Here is a 19,867-nt window from a genome sequence, read left to right as displayed (position 1 = left end):
AATTACAAACTTATGTATAAAACCTGGTGGAAAATATTGGCCGCTGTTTTAGTAGTGTACACCGCAATTGCGGGTTTATTGTTAGATGTGCCTAGAATGGCCATTTTAAATGAAACCATCCGTAACTTATATTTTCACGTACCTATGTGGTTTGCCATGGTGGTACTATTTACAATTTCTGTGTTCTACAGTGTAAAATCCCTAAGCACACAAAGCGAGGTCGATGACATTAGAGCGGTAGAAAGCGCCAATGCAGGTGTCATTTTTGGAATATTGGGTATTGTTACCGGTGCTGTTTGGGCCAAATTCACTTGGGGCCAGTTTTGGAGTTTCGATCCAAAGCAAAACTTTGCCGCCATTTCCCTCCTGCTCTACTTCGCCTATTTTGTATTGAGAAACGCGATAGATGAAGAACAAAAAAGGGCCAAGATAGCTGCAATTTATAACATTTTCGCCTTCCCTATGATGGTGGTATTACTTTTCGTATTACCTCGCTTACAAGACTCCCTACACCCAGGCAATGGTGGAAACCCAGGCTTTAACAGCTATGATTTGGATAGCCGAATGCGTATGGTCTTTTATCCTGCCTGCTTGGGATGGATTTTAATAGGCTACTGGGTATATACTTTACGTTTCAGAACAAAAACATTAGAAAATAAACACAACACTTTGTAATGAAGAAGATTTTAACCGTACTTATTCTGCTTTTTTCGTCGCTTAATTTACTAGCTCAAAACAGTGATATTGAGATGGCCGACAAGCTCCGCGCTGATGGAAAAATTTACATTGTAGTGATTTGTATCGTCATTATTTTGGCTGGCCTGCTCTTTTATCTTTTCACGCTAGACAAACGTTTGAAATTGTTGGAAAAAAAATCGACCGACAAAAACTAATTTTAAACGCATTAGGCACGTTTTTTTGAACCGAAATGCAATAGTGTTTACCATACACTAAGCAAAATATTCTTGCAAGAATGGTTTATTTTACTGCAATTTTGCACCCGTAAAAGCATAAAACCAAAATTCAAAAAAATGGCTAGTACAGCAAATGAAACAAGTTTTTTCAGCGATGTCTGCAAAAACTTTGACAACGCCGCCAAATTCACCTCGCATCCTGAAGGTTTATTGGCACAAATTAAAGCATGTAACAGTGTATACCGTTTCCAATTCCCAATTCGCAGAGGAAACGGATTTGAAGTAATTGACGCATGGCGCGTAGAGCACTCGCATCACATGAGCCCTACCAAGGGTGGTATTCGTTATAGTGATATGGTTAACGAAGATGAGGTGATGGCTTTAGCAGCGCTGATGACCTATAAATGTGCCATCGTAAACGTACCGTTTGGCGGTGCCAAAGGTGGTATCTGCATTAATCCTAAAGATTATACCGTTGCCGAATTAGAAACAATCACTCGCCGTTATACTACCGAGCTAATTAAGAAAAACTTTATTGGCCCTGGTATCGACGTTCCTGCTCCTGATTATGGTTCAGGTGAGCGTGAAATGAGCTGGATTGCGGACACTTACATGACCATGAACCCAGGTTCTTTGGACGCCTTAGGATGTGTTACCGGCAAACCAATTGCGTTGCACGGTATCCGTGGACGTAGAGAGGCTACTGGTCGTGGTGTAGCTTATGCTGTTCGTGAATGTGTAAGCCACGAAGAGGACATGAAAAAAATTGGCCTTAAAGCTGGTTTAGGTGATAAAAAAGTAATTATCCAAGGTTTAGGTAACGTAGGTTACCATTCAGCTAAATTCATTGCTGAGTTTGGGGGTACCATTGTTGGTATCTGCGAATTCGAAGGTGCTATCTATAACGAAAACGGATTGAACGTTGACGAAGTTTTTGCTCACCGTAAAAACACAGGTTCGTTATTAGGTTTCCCTGGTGCAAAAGATTTCAAAAATTCTAAAGAAGGATTAGAGCAACCTTGCGACATCTTGGTACCTGCAGCTTTAGAAAACCAAATCACTTCAGAAAATGTACGTAATATCAAAGCAAAAATCATTGCTGAAGGAGCAAATGGTCCTTGTACGCCAGAAGCTGAAGAAATCTTCACTGAAATGGGCGGTATTATTATCCCAGACATGTATTGTAACGCTGGCGGTGTAACCGTTTCTTATTTCGAGTGGTTGAAAAACCTTTCACACGTAGCTTTTGGCCGTATGGAAAATCGCTATGCAGAAAATTCAAATGCTAACCTGATCAACACCTTGGAAAGCCTTACAGGAAAAACCATTCCTGCTGAGCACCGTTTGATGATTGTTAAAGGAGCGTCGGAATTAGAATTGGTAAATTCTGGTTTAGAAGATACCATGATCCACTCTTACCGTGAAATTAGACAAACCTTAATTGACAAGCCAGAAGTTAAAACTCTAAGAACTGCTGCTTTTGTAAATTCAATTGACAAAATTGCCGTTTCTTACATGAACTTAGGCGTTTGGCCATAGACTGGTTCTAAATAACATCAAAGCCCCGTAATTAATCTGTTACGGGGCTTTTTTGTTTATCAACCAATTGTCAAGATATAGATAAAAGGGATAGCACAATAGCCTAGCCTACATAGTTTTCCTATCTTTGCTCACTGTATTTTAAATCATACCAACACCATTTGTACAGATGAGAAAAAGTGCCATCATCGGTTTAATCACCATTGCCATTTGCATAGGCTTCTTAGTAAGCTTAAATGCCGACACCGACTCTTACGCAAACTTCAATGAAGCTGCCGAATCACAAAAAGAAGAGCACGTGATGGGCTACTGGGAAAAAAGTAAAGGCATGTATTACGATGCCGTTAAAGATCCAAATCATTTTGCTTTTTACATGAAAGATGAAAAAGGCACTGTAAACAAAGTGGTGCTTAATGGTTCCAAGCCTCAGGATTTTGAGCGCTCAGAGAAATTGGTATTGATTGGAAAGATGGAAAACAGCACTTTCTACGCTTCAAAGATTTTAATGAAATGTCCTTCAAAATATAATGACAACATGGTTGAAGTCAACCAGGACGGGACAGTTAAAGAGATAAAGGGGACAAAAGAATCAAAATCTTAATGGATATACAGTTTATTGGAGAGAACCTCCTTCCGGGCAAGATAGGCCAATTTTTCATTGTACTTTCGTTTGGCGCATCACTACTTTCAACCATTGCCTATTTTTTTGCTACAAAAAACAAAAATCTAGAAGACAAATCATGGACCAGAATCGGCAGAATAGGTTTCTGGGTAAATGCTATTAGTATTATTGGTATCGGCGCTACACTGTTCTATCTGATTTTAAATCACTATAACGAGTACAACTACGTTTATTCACATTCTTCAAAAGAGCTTCCAGTTTATTACATCGTTTCCGCTTTTTGGCAAGGACAAGAAGGTAGTTTTTGGCTATGGGCATTGTGGCAAACTGTTTTAGGTTTAATTTTAATATTTAGAGCTAAATCGTGGGAAAATGGTGTAATGACGATTGTCGCACTTTCTCAAACTTTTTTAACCTCAATGCTTTTAGGGGTTGATATTCTGGGTGCCCGTGTAGGTTCTTCGCCTTTTATCTTATTAAGAGATGCCATAGATTTAAAGTCTATGGCCCCTATTTTTGCCGATCCGGAGAATTATAAAAATTATTTGAGCTTCATTACTGATGGGAAAGGTTTAAATCCATTACTACAAAACTACTGGATGGTTATCCACCCACCAACCCTGTTTTTAGGTTTCGCCAGTATGATTGTTCCCTTTGCCTATGGTATTACAGCGTTATGGCAAAAACGTTATAAAGATTGGGTTAAACCTGTATTACCTTGGGTTTCATTTGCAGTAATGATTTTAGGTACAGGAATCATTATGGGTTCATTCTGGGCCTACGAGGCACTTAACTTTGGTGGTTTTTGGGCTTGGGATCCCGTAGAAAATGCTTCAATTATTCCGTGGCTTACCTTAATTGGTGGTTTACACGTAATTATTGCCTATAAAAATACTGGCCATGCTTATTTCACAGCAATGGCTCTAGTTCTCGTAAGTTTTATTCTCGTTTTATATGCGTCTTTCTTAACCAGAAGCGGTATTTTGGGTGAAACTTCCGTACACTCATTCACCGACCTAGGGATGTTTGGCCAATTGGTTTCGTACATTGTGGTGTTTTTAAGTATTGCCGTTTTCTTTGTCGCTTTGCGATGGAAAGAACTACCTATTACTCACAAAGACGAAGAAACTTACTCGCGTGAATTTTGGATGTTCATAGGAGCTTTAGTGGTAACCGTTTCTTGCATCCATATCATTTTTGCAACATCTGGCCCTGTTTTCAATAAAATATTTGGGACCAATAGTGTTCCGAAAGATCTCAAATATTATAACCAATGGCAGGCACCTTTTGCAGTATTGATTGCTTTAATTTCGGGGTTTTCTCAATTCTTGAAATATAAGCGTACCGACCCTCGCAAGTTTTATAGCAGTTTAATTTCTTCCTTAGTATTTTCATTGGTAATTACTGGTGCTATGGTTTGGATAACGGGTATTTACACCAACCTCATGTACATTATCCTTACGTTTAGCTGTATTTTCGCCATATTGGCCAATGCCAGATTGTTAACTGGGGTTTTCACTAAAAAAGGAAGCAAATTAGCAGGTTCGGCAATTGCTCATATCGGCTTTGCCCTTTTATTAATTGGTGCTTTAATTGCTGCAGCTACCAGTAATCCGATTTCCATTAACGAAACCAATTTTATTCCCGTTAAAGATTTCGAGAAAGCAGCCAAACCAGGCGAAAACATTATGCTTTATAAGAACGAGCCTAAAAAAATGGGCAAGTACACCGTTACTTATGTAAGCGATACCACCATTCAGCCAAACACTTACTACAAACTTAATTTTAGGATAATTGACGAGCAAACAGGTAAAGTAAAGGAAGACTTTTCGGTTAACCCTAGCATTCAGGAAAATGACAGAATGGGTCTAATTGCTTCTCCTGATACCAAACATTACCTACTGAAAGATATTTATACCCACATTACCAGTGCGGCGCAGAAAAAAGAAGAGCATGCTGAACACGAAGGACATACCGAAGAGGAAAACTACAAGGCTCCTCGCATTGTTACCTTAAAAGTTGGCGATACGGTTCATACCAGTAGTGGCATATTAACGGTAAAAGCACTTAACAACAAACCTGTGGTTAGGGACTTAAAAATTGAGAAAGAAGATTTAGCAGTAAGCTTGCCTTTAGAAATTAATGTAAGCGGAAAAATTTACAACGCTGAGCCATTGTTCCTGATTAAAGGCAATAATACTTTCGATTTTGCCCGTAAAATTGATGAATTAGGCTTAAGAGTTAGATTTACTAAAATCATTCCGGAAGAAAATAAATTTGAGATTCAAATTTTCGAGAAACCTCAACAAGCAAAAGATTGGGTGGTATTCAAATCCATCGAGTTCCCATATATCAACTTGTATTGGATTGGTACCATTGTAATGGTGATTGGTTTCTTGATGTCTATTTTCAGACGGAAAAAAGAACTGAAAACTGATCAATGAAAGTTTCCATTGTAGGTTCGGGAAATGTAGCTACCCATTTAGCTAAAGCTTTACACCATGTTCATGTAGAAATACAAGGTATCTGGTCGCACCAATTTGAAAATGCGGAGCTATTGGCCAATCAAGTAGATGCAAAGGCAATACGCCAAATTTCCGAAATTGCCAATGATGGAAGTGATATCCTTCTAATTTCAGTTAAGGATGATGCCATTGCTGATGTTGCTGCACAGCTAAAAAACTATCGTGGTATTGTGGCGCACACTTCAGGTGCAGTTACTCTAAACATCTTGAATGAGAATGTTAATTACGGAGTGTTCTATCCATTACAAACATTTTCAAAACATAAAACATTGGATTTTTCACAGGTGCCATTATGTTTAGAAGCCAACAATACACAAAGCCTACGGCAATTAAAAACCTTGGCTGCGCTCCTCAGCAAAAATATCTACGAGGTAGATAGCGAACAACGAAAAATATTGCACTTAGCCGCTGTATTTGCCTGTAATTTTCCTAACTACTTATACGGTGTTGCCCAACAATTATTGGCACAGCATCAACTTGATTTTGAAATCATCAAACCTCTAATTGCCGAAACTGCGAACAAGGTGCAGACGGCCCTACCTATTGAAGTACAAACTGGTCCCGCTATTAGAAATGATGAGCAGACCCTACAAAAACATGAAGAATTGCTCAAAGCGCACTCTGATTGGTTAATGATTTATAAACTATTGAGCGAGCAGATTAAAAAAAACAGATAATACCGTTTTTTTGATTTTGGCTGCTTACTTTTGCATTGTATTATGAGTATTTTCAAACTAAAGATAAATTTCGAAGAAGAGGGAAAAGAACCTATTGAACTCCCTATTGCCGCTGGTGAAGATGTATTAGATGTAGTGTTAGATAATGGTATTGAGCTACAACACAACTGTGGTGGCGTTTGCGGTTGCAGTACTTGTCACATTTACGTGAACAAGGGCATGGACAATATTCAGGAAATCTCTGAAAAAGAGGAGGACTTTATTGACCGTGCAGTAAGGCCAAAAATCACTTCAAGATTAGCCTGCCAGTGTATCGTTTTAGATGGTGATATTGAAGTCACTATTCCAGATCAATCGGGCTTTTTGGGACATTAAAATTCACGAGTTACGATTTTAGATTTACCATTACGTTGGTAGCTGTCAGTTAACCGATTAAACAAATCAACATTTAACCAACACAAACATTACAACAACAATATGAACAACGATAGATTTGCACTCCCTATTTACTGGAAAGACCATGAGGATATTGCCTTGGAGCTTTACGAAAAGTTTGGAGATGCCTTCGATGAGCCAAAAATCTACAGAATTAGGTTTACAGAGCTTATTGAATGGGTTTTAGAGCTTCCTAATTTTGCCGGAACCAGAGAAGAGTGTAACGAAGGTCATTTAGAGCAAATTCAATCTGCTTGGGTATACGAGTGGAGAGATAATCAGTAATTAGTAATTAGTAATTAGTGGTTAGTAGTTAGGAGCTAGTAATTGGGGCTTACCGACTAAAACCCGTAACTGACAATACGCAACCTAACTATGTTAGAAAACCTTAAAAACATCACCACTTTCGTTTTTGACGTAGATGGTGTATTGACCAACGGAACGGTAATCGCTACAGAAAGTGGCGAACTACTCCGTTCCTTTAATATTAAGGACGGCTATGCCTTACAACTGGCAGCCAAGAAAGGTTACCATATCTGTATTATTTCAGGAGGAAAGGGCGTAGCCATGCATAAGCGTTTTGATAGTTTGGGCGTTGCGGACGTTTTTTTAGGCGTTAGTGATAAAATAGAAATTTTCAACAATTACCTTCAACAAAAAGGCATTGATCCTAGCCAAGTGCTTTACATGGGCGACGATATTCCTGATTTGGAAGTGATGAAGCTAGTAGGTATTGCAACTTGCCCATCAGATGCCGTTGAAGAAATCAAAGCCATTAGTCATTACATTTCTCCCAAAAAAGGTGGCGAAGCAGCAGTTAGGGATGTAATTGAAAAAGTGCTTAAAGTGCAGCACAGTTGGCATGGAAGTACACCTTCTGCAGCAGAGGCGAGTAAATAGCAACCATTTTTGTCAGCAATTTTTGAGATTCGAAAGAACAATCATAAAGATTAAGAATACCAACCCCATAGAGGTCTCTATGGGGTTTTAATTTACTATTATCCCTCGCACAAAGGTTCTATTTGTTTTTCATTCATTATCCTCATAAAACAATGCACTTATGTGGTTATATTTCTTTCCATTTACAATTCTTATGTCTAAATGCACCAAATAGGCGTATAGCAAACTCAATAGTAAAATGAAACTTTGAACCTCTAATTCTAACCATAGTTATTAAAACACATTTTCTTACCCCAACTCACATTAGATATGTAGAGCTTAACATTTTTTAACACAATATCTTTTCTTGTTGATTAAACCTCTTGTCAATTTTATGCTCCAAAGAAAAAACAAAAACAATAATTCTAAACACATGAAAAAATTGATGATGATCTGCGGGCTATTATTTGGTATGGTAGCATTTGCACAAGCGCAACAAGGTGGTCCAAGAGGTGGTATGGGTGCTAACCCAGAAGCTAGAGTAAAACAATTAGATGAAAAACTTAAACTTTCTGACGACCAAAAGGCAAAATTAACTACCATTTTTACCGAGCAAGCTGAAGCACAGAAAAAACTACGTGAGGAAGCAGGCGGCGACAGACAAGCGATGATGGAAAAAATGCAGAAAATGAGAGCTGATCTTGAAACCAAAATAAGTGCTGTGCTAAACGATGAGCAAAAGAAAACCTACAAAGGTATGGTAGAAGAGCAAAGAGCTGAAATGGAAAAAAGAATGAAAGAACGCCAAGGCGGTAACTAATTTCAACCAATCACAAAATATCACAGAAGCGACTACCAAGTCGCTTTTGTGGTTTAATAACGTTTACACTTAAATCTTCATTTAAATAATTGGTTGCATTTTTTATTTCTAAATTTGGTTCATAATCATCATTTATGCTTCAATTTACTGCACCAATTATACTAGCGTCCAAATCGCCCAGAAGACAAGAACTTTTAAACTTAATGGGCCTGGATTTTTCTGTTGAACTAAAGGATGTTGACGAAAGCTACCCCAATACTTTAAATGCTTCCGAAATTGCGGTTTACATTGCAGAAAAGAAAGCCAAAGCATTTATTGGTGATGCCAACCATATTGTAATTACGGCCGATACCATTGTTGCCATTAATGGTGAAATTTTGGGCAAGCCTAAAGACCGTACAGAAGCACAGGAAATGCTTGCCAAACTATCGGGCAATAGTCATGAGGTTTATACAGGTGTAAGTATCAGTTACAACGGTAAAACTACTTCATTTTATGATAAGACCACCGTATTTTGTCGAGAGCTGAATAATGCGGAGATCGACTACTATATTGATAACTACCAGCCCTTTGACAAAGCTGGCAGTTATGGTATTCAAGATTGGTTTGGTCTTACTGTAGTACAAAAGTTGGAAGGCTCCTATACCAATGTGATGGGGCTTCCTACTGAGAAACTGTATGGCTATTTGAGTGGTATTTAGTTGTTTGGGAACTCGGCAACTTATTATAGCTTCGCTCTTCGTTCATCATTCCTTACTCTTTAATCTTCCTTTCTACGGCCCGTCATTCAGAGCGCTACGATGAATCTCATAATCAAAAACTCATAAGACCCTTCGCTACGCTCTGGGTGAAAACAAGGAGGTTTCCTCTTTGCTTCTTATTCCTTGCTCCCTACTCCTCGTTCCTTAATACTAATGCCTAACTCCTATTCCCTTTAATGCTCATGTCCTCCTGCGTTGCTTAACTTAGCATTCACAAAAAAGGCACCTTTTACAACAATCATCGAGTTCTTGGGAATATCGTTCAAAAAAGTTACTGCGGTATATCCCATATCAGAAACTCCTTTAAGCACTTCTACCCTTTCAAAGTTCAAATTGCCCTTACTTTCCTTTTTTGGTTTTTCTTCCTCTTTTTCATCATGCTTATGATCTGCACCCTCTTCGTGTTTTTTAGCTGTCTTGGTCGTTTGTAAAAACACATAGTACTTTCCATCTGCAGCCACAATGGCATCATTAGGAACTGCTGGAGTCATGACGTTGTTAAGGCTCACAATTCCCGTAATGTTCATCCCGTCGATAAGTCCCTGTTTATTACCATTTACTTTACAGTGTACGGCAATGGTTTTACTATCATTCTCAAAAGAAGAACCTATGCTAAATACCGTCGCATCGTATTCGGTGGTAGGATTATTGGTAAGCGTAAAATGGATCGTCTGCCCTACTTTCACCTGTGGCAAATCTTTTTCAAACACCTGAAGATCCAAATGCAGCGAACTATTATCTACCACTTCTATCACTGGCGATGAAACATCTACATAGCTGCCTATCTTTGCAAAGACATTACTCACTGTGCCACTCAGCGGGCTAGTAACCACCAAGGCCGATTTAAGGTTACCGTTACTTACCGAACTCGGATTGATGCCCATTAAAGTAAGTTGCTGATGTAGCGACGCTCTACGTGTACGCAAGGTATTTAGCTCTGTGGTGGCATTCTCTAGATTTTTACCGGCACCAGCATTCCCTTGGTTCAATGTTTTTTGGCGCTGTAATTCTTGTTCAGCCAAAGTAATTCTGCTACCAACCGTCAAATACTCCTCCTGTAATTGTATAAATTGTGGATTAGTGATGGAAGCAATCACTTGGCCCTTTCTTACATAATCGCCAATTTGCACATTAAGCGATTTAACTGCTCCACCATACAAAGAAGTTGCATTTGCTTTGTTGTTATTGGGTACGCTCAGCATCCCATTGGCCCTAATAGTCGCAGTAAGCTCCTTTCGTTCAATCGGTGCCCATTGTATACCAACCGTTTCTATCTGCTCTTGGGTAAGGGTAGCAATGCTTCCACTATCCTCTTCATGGGCTTCTTCTGTTTTAGCGGCCTCCGTATTTTTCTTATTTGCATTATCTGCTTGTTTTCCACTATTGCAAGCCGTAAGAATAGATAAAGCTGCTATGGCAATCCAAATTTTGTTTCTATTGATTTTGAATTTCATGGTAATTCGTTATTGATTAATGATAGAATAGATGTTAATGACAGATTGGTTGACTTGCTGGATACTTTTAAGATAATTAAGCTGGATATCCGTAGCCGTTTGCAGGGCATAAAGGTATTCCAGATAACTTGTATCTCCAGTTTTATAACCCAACTGCGCTGCCGACAGCATCTCTTTGGCATTGGGCAAGGCATCTTTCACAAAATATTGATACTGTTTCATGTCCTGCTGATATTGCAGTAGTGCATTTTGCATTTGTGCCATGAGATTTCGCTGCTGTTGTTGGGCATTGGCTTCTGCCGCCTGTTGCCTGTAATCCAATGAACGAACCCTTGCCTTGTTGGCTCCAAAGGTTAAGGGAATGGCCAAACCTATATTTACCGAATTAAATCGATTACCTGCTCCAAAGTATTTCTCTGTACCATTTACTGTTTGGAATCCAATTAACGATTGGTTCACATATCCCAAAGTAATATCGGGCAAGGTTTGCGACCTTTCTACCTTTTTACTCTGGGCAGCAATCAATGCCTCTTGATAAAATGATTGCACTGCTGGATGATTGGCCACTGTTGCACTATCCAATAGGTTATTGATCTGTAGTGGTGCAAAAGTACTTTGGTTGGCTAACTCAAAATCTTCTTTAGTGTTTAGCAAAGCGGCTAAACTGGTATGGGCATTGGCCAGATATACTTCATTTTGCCTTAGCAGGAGGTTAATTTCCCCCTGCTTGGCTTGTGCCGTACTTACGTCTACCTTTTTGGTATCGCCTGTTTTATACCTCAGCTGGGCAATCTTTATAAAATCGGCATAAAGACTATCCAACTGTTTCAATTGTTGATGATTGTGTTGCAAATACAATGTTTGATAGTAGTAATTGCGTACTTGGTTTTTCAATTCGAGCACGGTAAGCTCCCTTTGCAGTTGTTTACCTCTTATTTCGGCATTGATCAATTGCTTCCTAGCTCCAAATAAGGTTGGAAAAGGAATGGTTTGGGATACTTGGTACGATTGGTCAAACTGGGTACTATTGTATTGTCCCAGTTGTGCATTTAAATCAAGCTTGGGCAGTTCTCCTGCCGTTCTTTTTAAGGATTGACTAGCTTTTATCTCCAAGTCTCCCGCTTTAACCCCCAAGTTATTATCGATGGCCATTTGTATGGCTTGGTCAATATTTAGCTGTTTCTTTTGGGCATTAGCATTGAGGCTAAAGACCAGCAACCCTAAGAAGCAGAGCATAGGTAATGGCTTAAAAAACCGCTTCTCTATATTATTTTTCAAGATATGTTTCATCTGTTTCTAATTTTGATATGTAGTGTAGGGATCAGTTGCTCTTTGTTGTTTTGTTAAAAATCATATACAGCAAAGGCAATACAAATAAGGTAAGAAAGGTAGCCGTAATTAAACCGCCTATTACTACGGTAGCCAAAGGCTTCTGAACCTCTGCTCCTGCGCTGGTACTCAATGCCATAGGCAAAAAGCCCAAACTTGCCACGGTAGCTGTCATAAGCACAGGACGTAGACGGATTTTGGTTCCTTCCAACACCCGCTCGAGCATATTTTTCCAGCCCTCCTTCTGTAGTTGATTAAATGTACCAATCATGACAATACCGTTGAGTACTGCTACCCCAAATAGGGCAATAAACCCAATACCTGCACTGATACTGAAAGGCATTCCACGCAGCATAAGTGCAAACACACCTCCAATGGCACTCATGGGAATAGCGGTAAAGATCAAAGCTGCCTGTTTAAACGAATGGAAAGTAAAATAAAGCAACACGAAAATGAGTAGTAGCGAAATTGGAACGGCAATCATCAATCTATTGCTGGCTTCCTGTAGATTTTCGAATTGGCCTCCATAAGTAAAATAATACCCCGTTGGCAATTTCACCTCTTGGTTAAGCTTCTGCTGAATATCTTGCACCACACTTTGCACATCTCTTCCTGATACGTTGAAACCTATCACGATCCTACGCTTTCCAGCCTCTCTACTAATTTGAGCAGGACCTAATTTATACTCCACCGTTGCAACCTGCGACAAAGGAATTTGATTACCGGTTCCCGTGGCAATCATCAGATTGCTGACATCGTCAATACTGCCACGATGGGCGCTGTCCAAACGTACCACCAAATCAAAGCGTCTTTCATTTTCGAATACCACACCTGCACTTTTACCTGCAAATGCAGTGCTCAGTACATCGTTAACATCCTGAACATTTAATCCGTAATTAGCAATTCGTGTACGATCATAGGTCACGTTTATTTGCGGTAAACCACTTACACGTTCTACTTGTGGCGATGTAGCCCCATTTACACGCTGTATCGCTTTACTTACCTGATTGGCATAAGCCGACAGTGTATCGAGATTTTCGCCAAATATTTTTACCGCTACATCCTGTCTAATACCTGTCATCAGTTCATTAAAGCGCATTTGTATGGGTTGGTTCTTTTCAAAAAACACGCCCGGTATGGCTTCCAATTTTTCATTAATGGCATCGGCCAATTCCTCGTAGCTCCAATCAGTTTTCCATTCTTTCTTGGGCTTTAACAAAATCATTAAGTCGGTAGCTTCTGGTGGCATAGGATCGGTAGGAACTTCCGCAGCTCCCGTTTTCCCTACTACCATTTTTACCTCATCAAATTGTTTAATGATTCTCGAGGCCTGCATAGAGGTTTCAATACTTTGGCTCAATGAACTTCCCTGTGGTAAAATACAATGGAAAGCAAAATCGCCTTCCTGTAATTGAGGAATAAACTCGCCCCCCATGTTTTTAAAGAGAAAAAGACAAAAAGTAAAAACAGCAACCGTAGCACCAATTAGCCAATATTTAATTTTGATGGCTTTTTTGAGCAATGGTTGGTATCTGTTTTGCAACCAGGTCATCATCTTATCGGAAAAAGTTACTTTATGCGATGCCTTTTTGGAAAGGAATAACGCACACATCATTGGAATGTAGGTAAGCGATAAGATCAATGCACCAAAAATGGCAAAGCTTACCGTTTGTGCCATAGGGCGGAACATTTTTCCCTCTATACCTACCAGGGTGAGGATAGGGATATATACAATAAGGATAATGATTTCGCCAAATGCGGCACTGCTACGGATTTTAGATGCCGATTCGAAAACTTCCCGGTCCATTTCCTGTTGGGTAAGCTTATTTACCGATTTTCGCAGGCCTAAATGGTGCAATGTTGCTTCTACAATAATTACCGCCCCATCCACGATCAAACCAAAATCTATGGCTCCCAAACTCATGAGATTGGCGCTTACGCCGAACACATTCATGAGGCCTAAGGCAAATAGCATAGAGAGTGGAATAGCTGAAGCTACGATAAGCCCAGCCCTCAAGTTTCCAAGAAATATCACCAGTACGAAAATCACAATCAGGGCACCTTCTATTAGATTCTTTTCTACCGTACTAATGGCTCTTCCAACCAAATCTGTACGATCTAAGTAAGGTTCAATCACTATATCTTCTGGTAAGGATTTTTGGATAATTGGCAACTTCTCCTTGATGCGCTTCACTACTTCATTGCTGTTTTCGCCTTTCAACATCATCACTACTCCGCCCACAGCGTCAACCTCCCCGTTATAAGTCATAGCGCCATATCTGATGGCATTTCCAAACCTTACCTCGGCCACATCCTTAATAAAAATAGGAACGCTGCCTGTTTCATTTTTAACACTGATATTCTTTACGTCTTCCAATGAAGTCACCAAACCTATTCCCCTAATGAAATAGGCATTCGGCTTTTTATCAATATAAGCTCCGCCTGTATTTTGGTTATTTTTTTCGAGGGCATTAAAAATTTCTGAAACGCTCACCCCCATTGCCCGTAAACGGTTCGGGTTAATGGCTACCTCATATTGCTTAAGCTCTCCACCAAAACTATTTACTTCGGCTATACCTGGTGTGCCATATAATTGACGGGCCACAATCCAGTCCTGCATGGTACGCAAGGCTTTCGCATCATATTTTTTCTCACTTCCCTTTTTAGGGTGTACGATGTACTGGTACACCTCGCCCAGTCCTGTACTTACTGGCGCAAGTTCGGGTGTACCAATCCCTTTGGGAATTTTTTCATCCGCCTCCTTCAGCTTTTCATTAATGAGCTGTCGGGCAAAATAAATATCCACTTCATCTTTAAATACCACCGTAATTACGGAGAGTCCAAACCTCGATATGCTTCTGGTTTCTTCCAAATTGGGAATATTGGCAATGCTTTGCTCTATGGGAAAGGTCACCAACTGCTCCACCTCTTGTCCGGCCAAAGTGGGACAAACGGTAATGATCTGCACCTGATTATTGGTAATATCAGGTACGGCGTCGATAGGTAGTTTGGTGGCGCTCCAAACTCCCCATATGATCAGTAACAAGGTCATTGCGCCAATCACAAGCTTGTTCTTTATGCTAAATTTTATAATGTTGTCTAACACGGTAATGTCGTTTAATTTTTTTAGTATGGACAGGCCACTATCAAATAGCGGCAGTGGATAACCTTAAATGCACATGGGAATTGTTGTGGGGCAAGCCCTCCGTAGATGCGGCAAATTATAGCCACAAACAGACCGTTGGTTTTATAAACACAAAACCACAGCCCTGCCTAGGTCAAATCAGCCCAGAGCACAGGTTATCTATAAAAAAAATTAAGCGATAAGTTTGGGTGGGTTCCAAATGTTTCCGTAGTAGTTGGAAACTAGCTGATGGTTACGCAAAACGATTTTCTTTTCGGCAAAAGTAGTTTTAGGCTGCGCAACTTCTAAGAGTTTAAAATCAAAAGAGGCAAAGCTTACACTGCAGCAACTGCAATAACAAAATGGAGCGCAGTTATCGTCACTGTCTTTCTCGTGACTATGCGCCTTAACGGTTTCTACTTTACGGCCATTATCTTTACATTGGTTACTCGCATCACTACAGGGCAGCGAAGCAAGCGCCAGTAAATAAATAGCCCATATGGTAAGTAACCATTTCATTATGACACAAATATATATTATTTTATGGCTTCAGTGTTTCTTTTTTGACACTGAAAAGTAAAAGTACTGCACCTATGGCCAAAATAATCCATCCCCATTGGAAATGAATAGCCTTGCCCAAAATGTTATCTGCAAATTTAACCCCAAAGTAATGGGTCGACTTAAAGTATACCGCAGCTGCCATTAACAATACCCAAACAAATATAAATCTTGTCAATAATCTGAAAGCCTTAAGCTGTCTTACAAAAAAACATAATGCTGTTAGTGCTATCAGTGAATAAGTGATTAGGAAAAGGCGAATATCGGTTTTATACAACCCCCAGTTTACCCATTCAAAAATAATCTTAACTTGTAATATTGGACAAAAACCTGCCACAAACACTAGAATTAGCCCTAAAAGAGCCATTGTTTTATTTACAATTAGCATATGATTTATTTAGGCTGCTAACTTAAAAAAATAGATTGGGTTTTATCCTTGTATTTAACAATTTTTGGTGCCCATTTTCTAATGACCTCTTCTATTTCGGCCGGTTTAAATGGTTTGGCAATGAAATCCTGCATTCCAGCTTCCAAGCATTTATCCTTACCATCGCCGAGGGCATTGGCAGTTAGGGCAATTACTACCGGATACTCATATACACGATAATGCTTCCTGATTTCGGTAGTAGCTACCGTACCATCCATAATAGGCATTTGCATGTCCATAAAGATCAGGTCGAACTCGTTTTGCTTCACCAAATCTACCGCTAATTGTCCATTGGATGCTTTTTTACATTCGTACCCCAGCTTGCTTAACGTTTTGGTGATGAGCATGAGGTTGATCTCGTTATCATCAACTACCAAGATATTTAGTGGATATAAGGTAGAAAGCGCTACGTCCAATATAGGCTGTTTATCGTCGTTTGACTTAGCCTTTTGTCCACCACTCATTTCCTTGGTCACGATAAAGAAGGTGAAAATAGATCCTTTTCCTACAACGCTATCTACTTTTACCTTTCCTTCCATCATTGAAATAAGGTTATAGGCGATGTTTAAGCCTAAACCTGTACCTCCATATTTTCTTACGGTGGTATGGTCTACTTGTACAAAAGGTTTAAAAAGCAGCTTGATACGATCTTCTGCAATCCCAATACCTGTATCTTTTACAATAAATCCTAATCGCATAAAACCAGTTTCATCCGTGTCTATTACCTTACATTCTAAAGTGATGCTACCTTGAGCAGTAAATTTTACCGCATTGCCCAAGAAATTGAGCAGTACTTGCTTTAAACGTATCTGATCAATGTAAACAAATTGCGGAACGCTTTCATCTACCCAATACTCAATTTTTAATTGTTCCGAAGACTTTTTGGGCAAGATTGCGAATGTTTGTGCAATAAGTTCACGAATATTGGTAGTGGTTTTGTCCAATTGAATTTTTCCAGCTTCTATTCTTGAAAAATCCAGCACATCATTTACAATACGTAATAATGACTCGGCACTATGATGAATGGTTTTGGCATATTCTTTTTGCTCTTCATTCAAAGAACCCTGCATTAACAGGTTCGACATGCCCAGTACACCGTTCATAGGTGTTCTAATTTCATGGCTAATCATAGCCAGATATTCTGACTTGGCATTATTTGCAGACTGGGCAGCAAGCTTGGCGTTGTGAATTTCCTTTGCATGTGCCATTTGCTTCTGTAGCGACTTTTTCGAACGGAAATAAAGAACAATGTTCATGATCAAAACCAAAAGACCTACACTTACGACAAGAAATCCCAGGTTTTCATAAAAACCATCGTTTTGTGAAATACGAACCTTTAGTTCTTCTCTTTCTTGTTTAATGAGTTTGTCTAGCAAGGGTTGGGTTGCTCCCATTTTCCTGCCTGCTTCACCAACATCTAAAACATTCCCATTTTGCGCTAATTGACCGCTGTAAAAACGAAGTTCACTTTCTAAACTAGTTAGTGCAACATTGGCTTCCGCTTTATTTGATTCTCCTCCTTGAGATAATACTTCCAGTATTCCCTTTTCCTTGCCTAAGGTATTTAGATAATTACTAAGGCTATCCGCTTGGGCCGAGTCGGCACCAATTAGGTTGATATAAGCATAATGGGCACTGTGTAAAAGATTGCTCAGTGACACCAATTGATCTACTAGATGTTGCTTTTGTTTAAAGTAAGCTGTGTTTTCTTTGTTATAAGAAAATAGTGAAATACCCCCGCCTATGATAGCGAGGATAAGTAACAACTTAACCATAAAGTTGACAAATAATTTCTTCGACGCAGGCAGACTCATATTTTTTATCAAACTTTACAGGTTTATATGGTTATCCCTGGGTATTAATGCCCATTTTGTCTGCAAAATGCGCACAATAATCTCTCAGGTCTTCAACAATGTTTTTTTCGCCTGTAGCTCTTAAAAAACTATCGCCCATGGTTTGCAAAGTTTCGTAAAAGAAACGTTTCATTTCATCAACAGGCATATCTTTGGTCCATAAGTCTATTCTCATTGAGTTTTTATAGTTATGGTCCCAGAGGGCCAGCATCATTGACTTTGCAGCCATTTGGTCTTTGTTCTCTGAGTCTGTCGATTCCCAAAGGATATTTTCGGGAACATTTTTCTCATCTAACTCTACGGTAATCTTTATTTCTGCTTTTTTCATTTCTTTATCTTTCTATTTCTCAATCATGTTCGCTATCCGAAAACACTTATTTTTAAAACCAAGACAAATATGGCAGTTAAGACTACAAGCACCAGTTGTACTAGCCAAAGTCTTGCCAAACTTGGTATAAATTTTCTAAAAATTTGATCACTTAAAAAAGACACGAAGAAAACCATTAAACCTAAAGCAATAAAAACCCCTTTAAACTCATCGTTTGCTGGAACCAAAAGCCAACGTTTATCAATGATTAGGCTAATAACAGCCATGATACTTAACGCCGATACAATGTTTAATGGGGTTAGTTTTATTCTCAAGGCTATCTACGTTTTGGTCTGCTAATTTTCTTCGGACCTTTTTTAGGATTATTGCTAAACTGTTTCTTCTTTTCGTGGAACGCTCCCTTAAAGTCGGGATTTTCTTTCCTCTTTTGGGCATCAATTTCCCTTGCTATGGATTGTCTTTCCTCATAGGGGGTTTCTTCCACAAACACTTCCGTTGGCAATTTCACTTCTGGAATTTGTTGCCTGATCAGCTTTTCAATTTTATCGATGTAATATTTTTCTGCCTCGTTGTAAAAGGTAATGGCAGTTCCTTCATTAAATGCCCTACCTGTTCTGCCAATACGGTGTACATAATCTTCAATTACAATTGGCACGTCAAAGTTGATCACATGGCTCACTTCACTTACATCGATTCCCCTAGAGGCAACATCTGTAGCTACTAAAGCTCTAATGCTTCCTTCTTTAAAGCTGTTAATGGAGTTAATACGTGTATTTTGCCCCTTATTGGCGTGAATTACTCTTACCGCTTCTTCTCCAAATCTCCTAGAAATAAAATTGGTAATATTGTCGGCCACTGTTTTTGTTTTACAGAAGATAATGAGTCTTTTGAACTCCTCATCGTTTTTAAGTAGATGTTGCAGCAGGTTAATTTTAGTCTTGAAATTAGGTACTGCATACAGCATTTGCGTAACTGTTTGTGCTGGGGTGGCTTGGGCAGCTACTTCTATGGTTAACGGATTTTTGAGGAAATCGCCTGCAATTTTTTGAACCAAATCACTCATGGTTGCCGAGAAAAGCAGGTTTTGTCGTTTGCGAGGTACTACTTCCAAAATACGGTGAATAGAACCGATGAACCCCATGTCCATCATTTTATCGGCTTCATCCAATACCAAAAACTGTAAGCTTCGGGTATTGATATCTCCAGCGAGATAAAGATCTAAAAATCGGCCAGGTGTAGCGACTAAAATATCCAACCCTTTTGCAATTTGCTCCTTCTGCGTTTTAGGACCAATCCCCCCAAAAATCACTACGGTTCTGAGATCGGTATAGGTAGAAAACAGCCTTACCTGTTCCTCTATCTGTAAAGCCAGCTCACGGGTAGGTACTAAAATTAAAGCTCGTGGGCTTTCGCCCTGCGCATATTTCAATTTCATGAGCATAGGCAGCACGTAGGCAGCAGTTTTCCCTGTTCCCGTTTGTGCAATACCAAACAAATCCTGACCAGACAAAACCGGGCCTATGGCTTTTTCCTGTATCGGAGTTGCTTCTACAAAGCCCGCTTCTTCAACTGCGTTCAGTATTTGTCTATTGAGTTTAAACTCATCGAATTTTTTTGGCATA

Annotated in this window: 20 protein-coding genes; 11 read left to right on the top strand and 9 right to left on the bottom strand. The window is 39.4% G+C overall.

Going from position 1 to position 19,867, the window contains the following annotated elements; all coding sequences use genetic code 11:
* Positions 1 to 12 precede the first annotated feature (12 nt).
* The 11 genes from ccsA (ABDV71_RS12900) to ABDV71_RS12850 all read left to right on the top strand — a co-directional run bounded on the left by ccsA (ABDV71_RS12900) (position 13) and on the right by ABDV71_RS12850 (position 9,112).
* On the top strand, positions 13 to 675 hold the full coding sequence (gene ccsA, locus ABDV71_RS12900; protein ID WP_343533193.1) for a cytochrome c biogenesis protein CcsA: 663 nt from the start codon (positions 13 to 15) through the stop codon (positions 673 to 675).
* A complete protein-coding gene (locus ABDV71_RS12895) occupies positions 675 to 893 on the top strand; it encodes a CcmD family protein (protein WP_343533191.1) in 219 nt (72 codons plus the stop codon). The genes ccsA (ABDV71_RS12900) and ABDV71_RS12895 overlap by 1 nt, the downstream gene beginning before the upstream one ends.
* A gap of 138 nt (positions 894 to 1,031) precedes the next feature.
* A complete protein-coding gene (locus ABDV71_RS12890) occupies positions 1,032 to 2,453 on the top strand; it encodes a Glu/Leu/Phe/Val dehydrogenase (RefSeq protein ID WP_343533189.1) in 1,422 nt (473 codons plus the stop codon).
* Positions 2,454 to 2,622: 169 nt separating this feature from the next.
* Positions 2,623 to 3,054, top strand: coding sequence for a cytochrome c maturation protein CcmE (locus ABDV71_RS12885; protein ID WP_343533187.1), 432 nt, complete (start codon positions 2,623 to 2,625; stop codon positions 3,052 to 3,054).
* The gene (gene ccsA / locus ABDV71_RS12880; protein ID WP_343533185.1) at positions 3,054 to 5,519 is read left to right on the top strand and encodes a cytochrome c biogenesis protein CcsA; all 2,466 of its coding nucleotides are present in this window, start codon (positions 3,054 to 3,056) and stop codon (positions 5,517 to 5,519) included. The genes ABDV71_RS12885 and ccsA (ABDV71_RS12880) overlap by 1 nt, the downstream gene beginning before the upstream one ends.
* A complete protein-coding gene (locus tag ABDV71_RS12875) occupies positions 5,516 to 6,277 on the top strand; it encodes a Rossmann-like and DUF2520 domain-containing protein (RefSeq protein WP_343533183.1) in 762 nt (253 codons plus the stop codon). Before ccsA (ABDV71_RS12880) ends, ABDV71_RS12875 begins: the two co-directional genes overlap by 4 nt.
* A 42-nt stretch (positions 6,278 to 6,319) precedes the next feature.
* The gene (locus ABDV71_RS12870; protein ID WP_343533181.1) at positions 6,320 to 6,652 is read left to right on the top strand and encodes a 2Fe-2S iron-sulfur cluster-binding protein; all 333 of its coding nucleotides are present in this window, start codon (positions 6,320 to 6,322) and stop codon (positions 6,650 to 6,652) included.
* 102 nt (positions 6,653 to 6,754) lie between these two features.
* On the top strand, positions 6,755 to 6,997 hold the full coding sequence (gene iscX / locus ABDV71_RS12865; RefSeq protein WP_199134590.1) for a Fe-S cluster assembly protein IscX: 243 nt from the start codon (positions 6,755 to 6,757) through the stop codon (positions 6,995 to 6,997).
* A gap of 90 nt (positions 6,998 to 7,087) precedes the next feature.
* Positions 7,088 to 7,612: an HAD-IIIA family hydrolase gene (locus ABDV71_RS12860; protein WP_343533177.1), complete on the top strand. Its 525-nt coding sequence runs from the start codon at positions 7,088 to 7,090 to the stop codon at positions 7,610 to 7,612.
* 412 nt (positions 7,613 to 8,024) lie between these two features.
* On the top strand, positions 8,025 to 8,411 hold the full coding sequence (locus tag ABDV71_RS12855) for a hypothetical protein (RefSeq protein WP_343533175.1): 387 nt from the start codon (positions 8,025 to 8,027) through the stop codon (positions 8,409 to 8,411).
* A gap of 134 nt (positions 8,412 to 8,545) precedes the next feature.
* Positions 8,546 to 9,112 (top strand): Maf family nucleotide pyrophosphatase, encoded by a 567-nt coding sequence (locus ABDV71_RS12850; RefSeq protein WP_343533174.1) that lies wholly within the window; start codon positions 8,546 to 8,548, stop codon positions 9,110 to 9,112.
* 233 nt (positions 9,113 to 9,345) lie between these two features.
* On the opposite strand, the gene ABDV71_RS12845 is transcribed toward ABDV71_RS12850, so the two are convergent.
* From ABDV71_RS12845 to ABDV71_RS12805, 9 genes are all read right to left on the bottom strand, one after another.
* Complete coding sequence (locus ABDV71_RS12845; RefSeq protein ID WP_343533173.1) at positions 9,346 to 10,626, bottom strand: efflux RND transporter periplasmic adaptor subunit; 1,281 nt, start codon at positions 10,624 to 10,626, stop codon at positions 9,346 to 9,348.
* Between the two features lie 9 nt (positions 10,627 to 10,635).
* On the bottom strand, positions 10,636 to 11,916 hold the full coding sequence (locus ABDV71_RS12840) for a TolC family protein (protein ID WP_343533172.1): 1,281 nt from the start codon (positions 11,914 to 11,916) through the stop codon (positions 10,636 to 10,638).
* Positions 11,917 to 11,947: 31 nt separating this feature from the next.
* The gene (locus ABDV71_RS12835) at positions 11,948 to 15,061 is read right to left on the bottom strand and encodes a CusA/CzcA family heavy metal efflux RND transporter (protein WP_343533171.1); all 3,114 of its coding nucleotides are present in this window, start codon (positions 15,059 to 15,061) and stop codon (positions 11,948 to 11,950) included.
* Positions 15,062 to 15,271: 210 nt separating this feature from the next.
* The gene (locus tag ABDV71_RS12830) at positions 15,272 to 15,598 is read right to left on the bottom strand and encodes a DUF6660 family protein (protein WP_343533169.1); all 327 of its coding nucleotides are present in this window, start codon (positions 15,596 to 15,598) and stop codon (positions 15,272 to 15,274) included.
* Between the two features lie 22 nt (positions 15,599 to 15,620).
* Positions 15,621 to 15,815: a hypothetical protein gene (locus tag ABDV71_RS12825; protein WP_343533167.1), complete on the bottom strand. Its 195-nt coding sequence runs from the start codon at positions 15,813 to 15,815 to the stop codon at positions 15,621 to 15,623.
* A gap of 227 nt (positions 15,816 to 16,042) precedes the next feature.
* On the bottom strand, positions 16,043 to 17,839 hold the full coding sequence (locus ABDV71_RS12820; protein ID WP_343533165.1) for a response regulator: 1,797 nt from the start codon (positions 17,837 to 17,839) through the stop codon (positions 16,043 to 16,045).
* Positions 17,840 to 17,909: 70 nt separating this feature from the next.
* A complete protein-coding gene (gene gldC, locus ABDV71_RS12815; RefSeq protein WP_199121203.1) occupies positions 17,910 to 18,245 on the bottom strand; it encodes a gliding motility protein GldC in 336 nt (111 codons plus the stop codon).
* A 32-nt stretch (positions 18,246 to 18,277) separates the two neighbouring features.
* Positions 18,278 to 18,559 carry a hypothetical protein gene (locus ABDV71_RS12810; RefSeq protein ID WP_343533159.1) on the bottom strand — a complete coding sequence of 94 codons (282 nt, stop codon included), beginning with the start codon at positions 18,557 to 18,559 and terminating at the stop codon, positions 18,278 to 18,280.
* A gap of 2 nt (positions 18,560 to 18,561) precedes the next feature.
* The gene (locus ABDV71_RS12805) at positions 18,562 to 19,866 is read right to left on the bottom strand and encodes a DEAD/DEAH box helicase (protein ID WP_343533158.1); all 1,305 of its coding nucleotides are present in this window, start codon (positions 19,864 to 19,866) and stop codon (positions 18,562 to 18,564) included.
* Position 19,867: the final 1 nt, after the last annotated feature.

The sequence above is a fragment of the Pedobacter sp. genome (assembly GCF_039594775.1).
In the GTDB taxonomy this organism is placed as follows: Bacteria; Bacteroidota; Bacteroidia; order Sphingobacteriales; family Sphingobacteriaceae; genus Pedobacter.
Note: the sequence above shows the minus strand (reverse complement) of the source record. Positions and strands in the feature narration are given on the sequence as shown.

Bases quoted from the DNA above. Each gene is read 5' to 3' on its own strand.
- ccsA (WP_343533193.1), top strand. From the start codon at position 13: ATGTATAAAACCTGGTGGAAAATATTGGCCGCTGTTTTAGTAGTGTAC.
- ABDV71_RS12895 (WP_343533191.1), top strand. From the start codon at position 675: ATGAAGAAGATTTTAACCGTACTTATTCTGCTTTTTTCGTCGCTTAAT.
- ABDV71_RS12890 (WP_343533189.1), top strand. From the start codon at position 1,032: ATGGCTAGTACAGCAAATGAAACAAGTTTTTTCAGCGATGTCTGCAAA.
- ABDV71_RS12885 (WP_343533187.1), top strand. From the start codon at position 2,623: ATGAGAAAAAGTGCCATCATCGGTTTAATCACCATTGCCATTTGCATA.
- ccsA (WP_343533185.1), top strand. From the start codon at position 3,054: ATGGATATACAGTTTATTGGAGAGAACCTCCTTCCGGGCAAGATAGGC.
- ABDV71_RS12875 (WP_343533183.1), top strand. From the start codon at position 5,516: ATGAAAGTTTCCATTGTAGGTTCGGGAAATGTAGCTACCCATTTAGCT.
- ABDV71_RS12870 (WP_343533181.1), top strand. From the start codon at position 6,320: ATGAGTATTTTCAAACTAAAGATAAATTTCGAAGAAGAGGGAAAAGAA.
- iscX (WP_199134590.1), top strand. From the start codon at position 6,755: ATGAACAACGATAGATTTGCACTCCCTATTTACTGGAAAGACCATGAG.
- ABDV71_RS12860 (WP_343533177.1), top strand. From the start codon at position 7,088: ATGTTAGAAAACCTTAAAAACATCACCACTTTCGTTTTTGACGTAGAT.
- ABDV71_RS12855 (WP_343533175.1), top strand. From the start codon at position 8,025: ATGAAAAAATTGATGATGATCTGCGGGCTATTATTTGGTATGGTAGCA.
- ABDV71_RS12850 (WP_343533174.1), top strand. From the start codon at position 8,546: ATGCTTCAATTTACTGCACCAATTATACTAGCGTCCAAATCGCCCAGA.
- ABDV71_RS12845 (WP_343533173.1), bottom strand. From the start codon at position 10,626: ATGAAATTCAAAATCAATAGAAACAAAATTTGGATTGCCATAGCAGCT.
- ABDV71_RS12840 (WP_343533172.1), bottom strand. From the start codon at position 11,916: ATGAAACATATCTTGAAAAATAATATAGAGAAGCGGTTTTTTAAGCCA.
- ABDV71_RS12830 (WP_343533169.1), bottom strand. From the start codon at position 15,598: ATGAAATGGTTACTTACCATATGGGCTATTTATTTACTGGCGCTTGCT.
- ABDV71_RS12820 (WP_343533165.1), bottom strand. From the start codon at position 17,839: ATGGTTAAGTTGTTACTTATCCTCGCTATCATAGGCGGGGGTATTTCA.
- gldC (WP_199121203.1), bottom strand. From the start codon at position 18,245: ATGAAAAAAGCAGAAATAAAGATTACCGTAGAGTTAGATGAGAAAAAT.
- ABDV71_RS12805 (WP_343533158.1), bottom strand. From the start codon at position 19,866: ATGCCAAAAAAATTCGATGAGTTTAAACTCAATAGACAAATACTGAAC.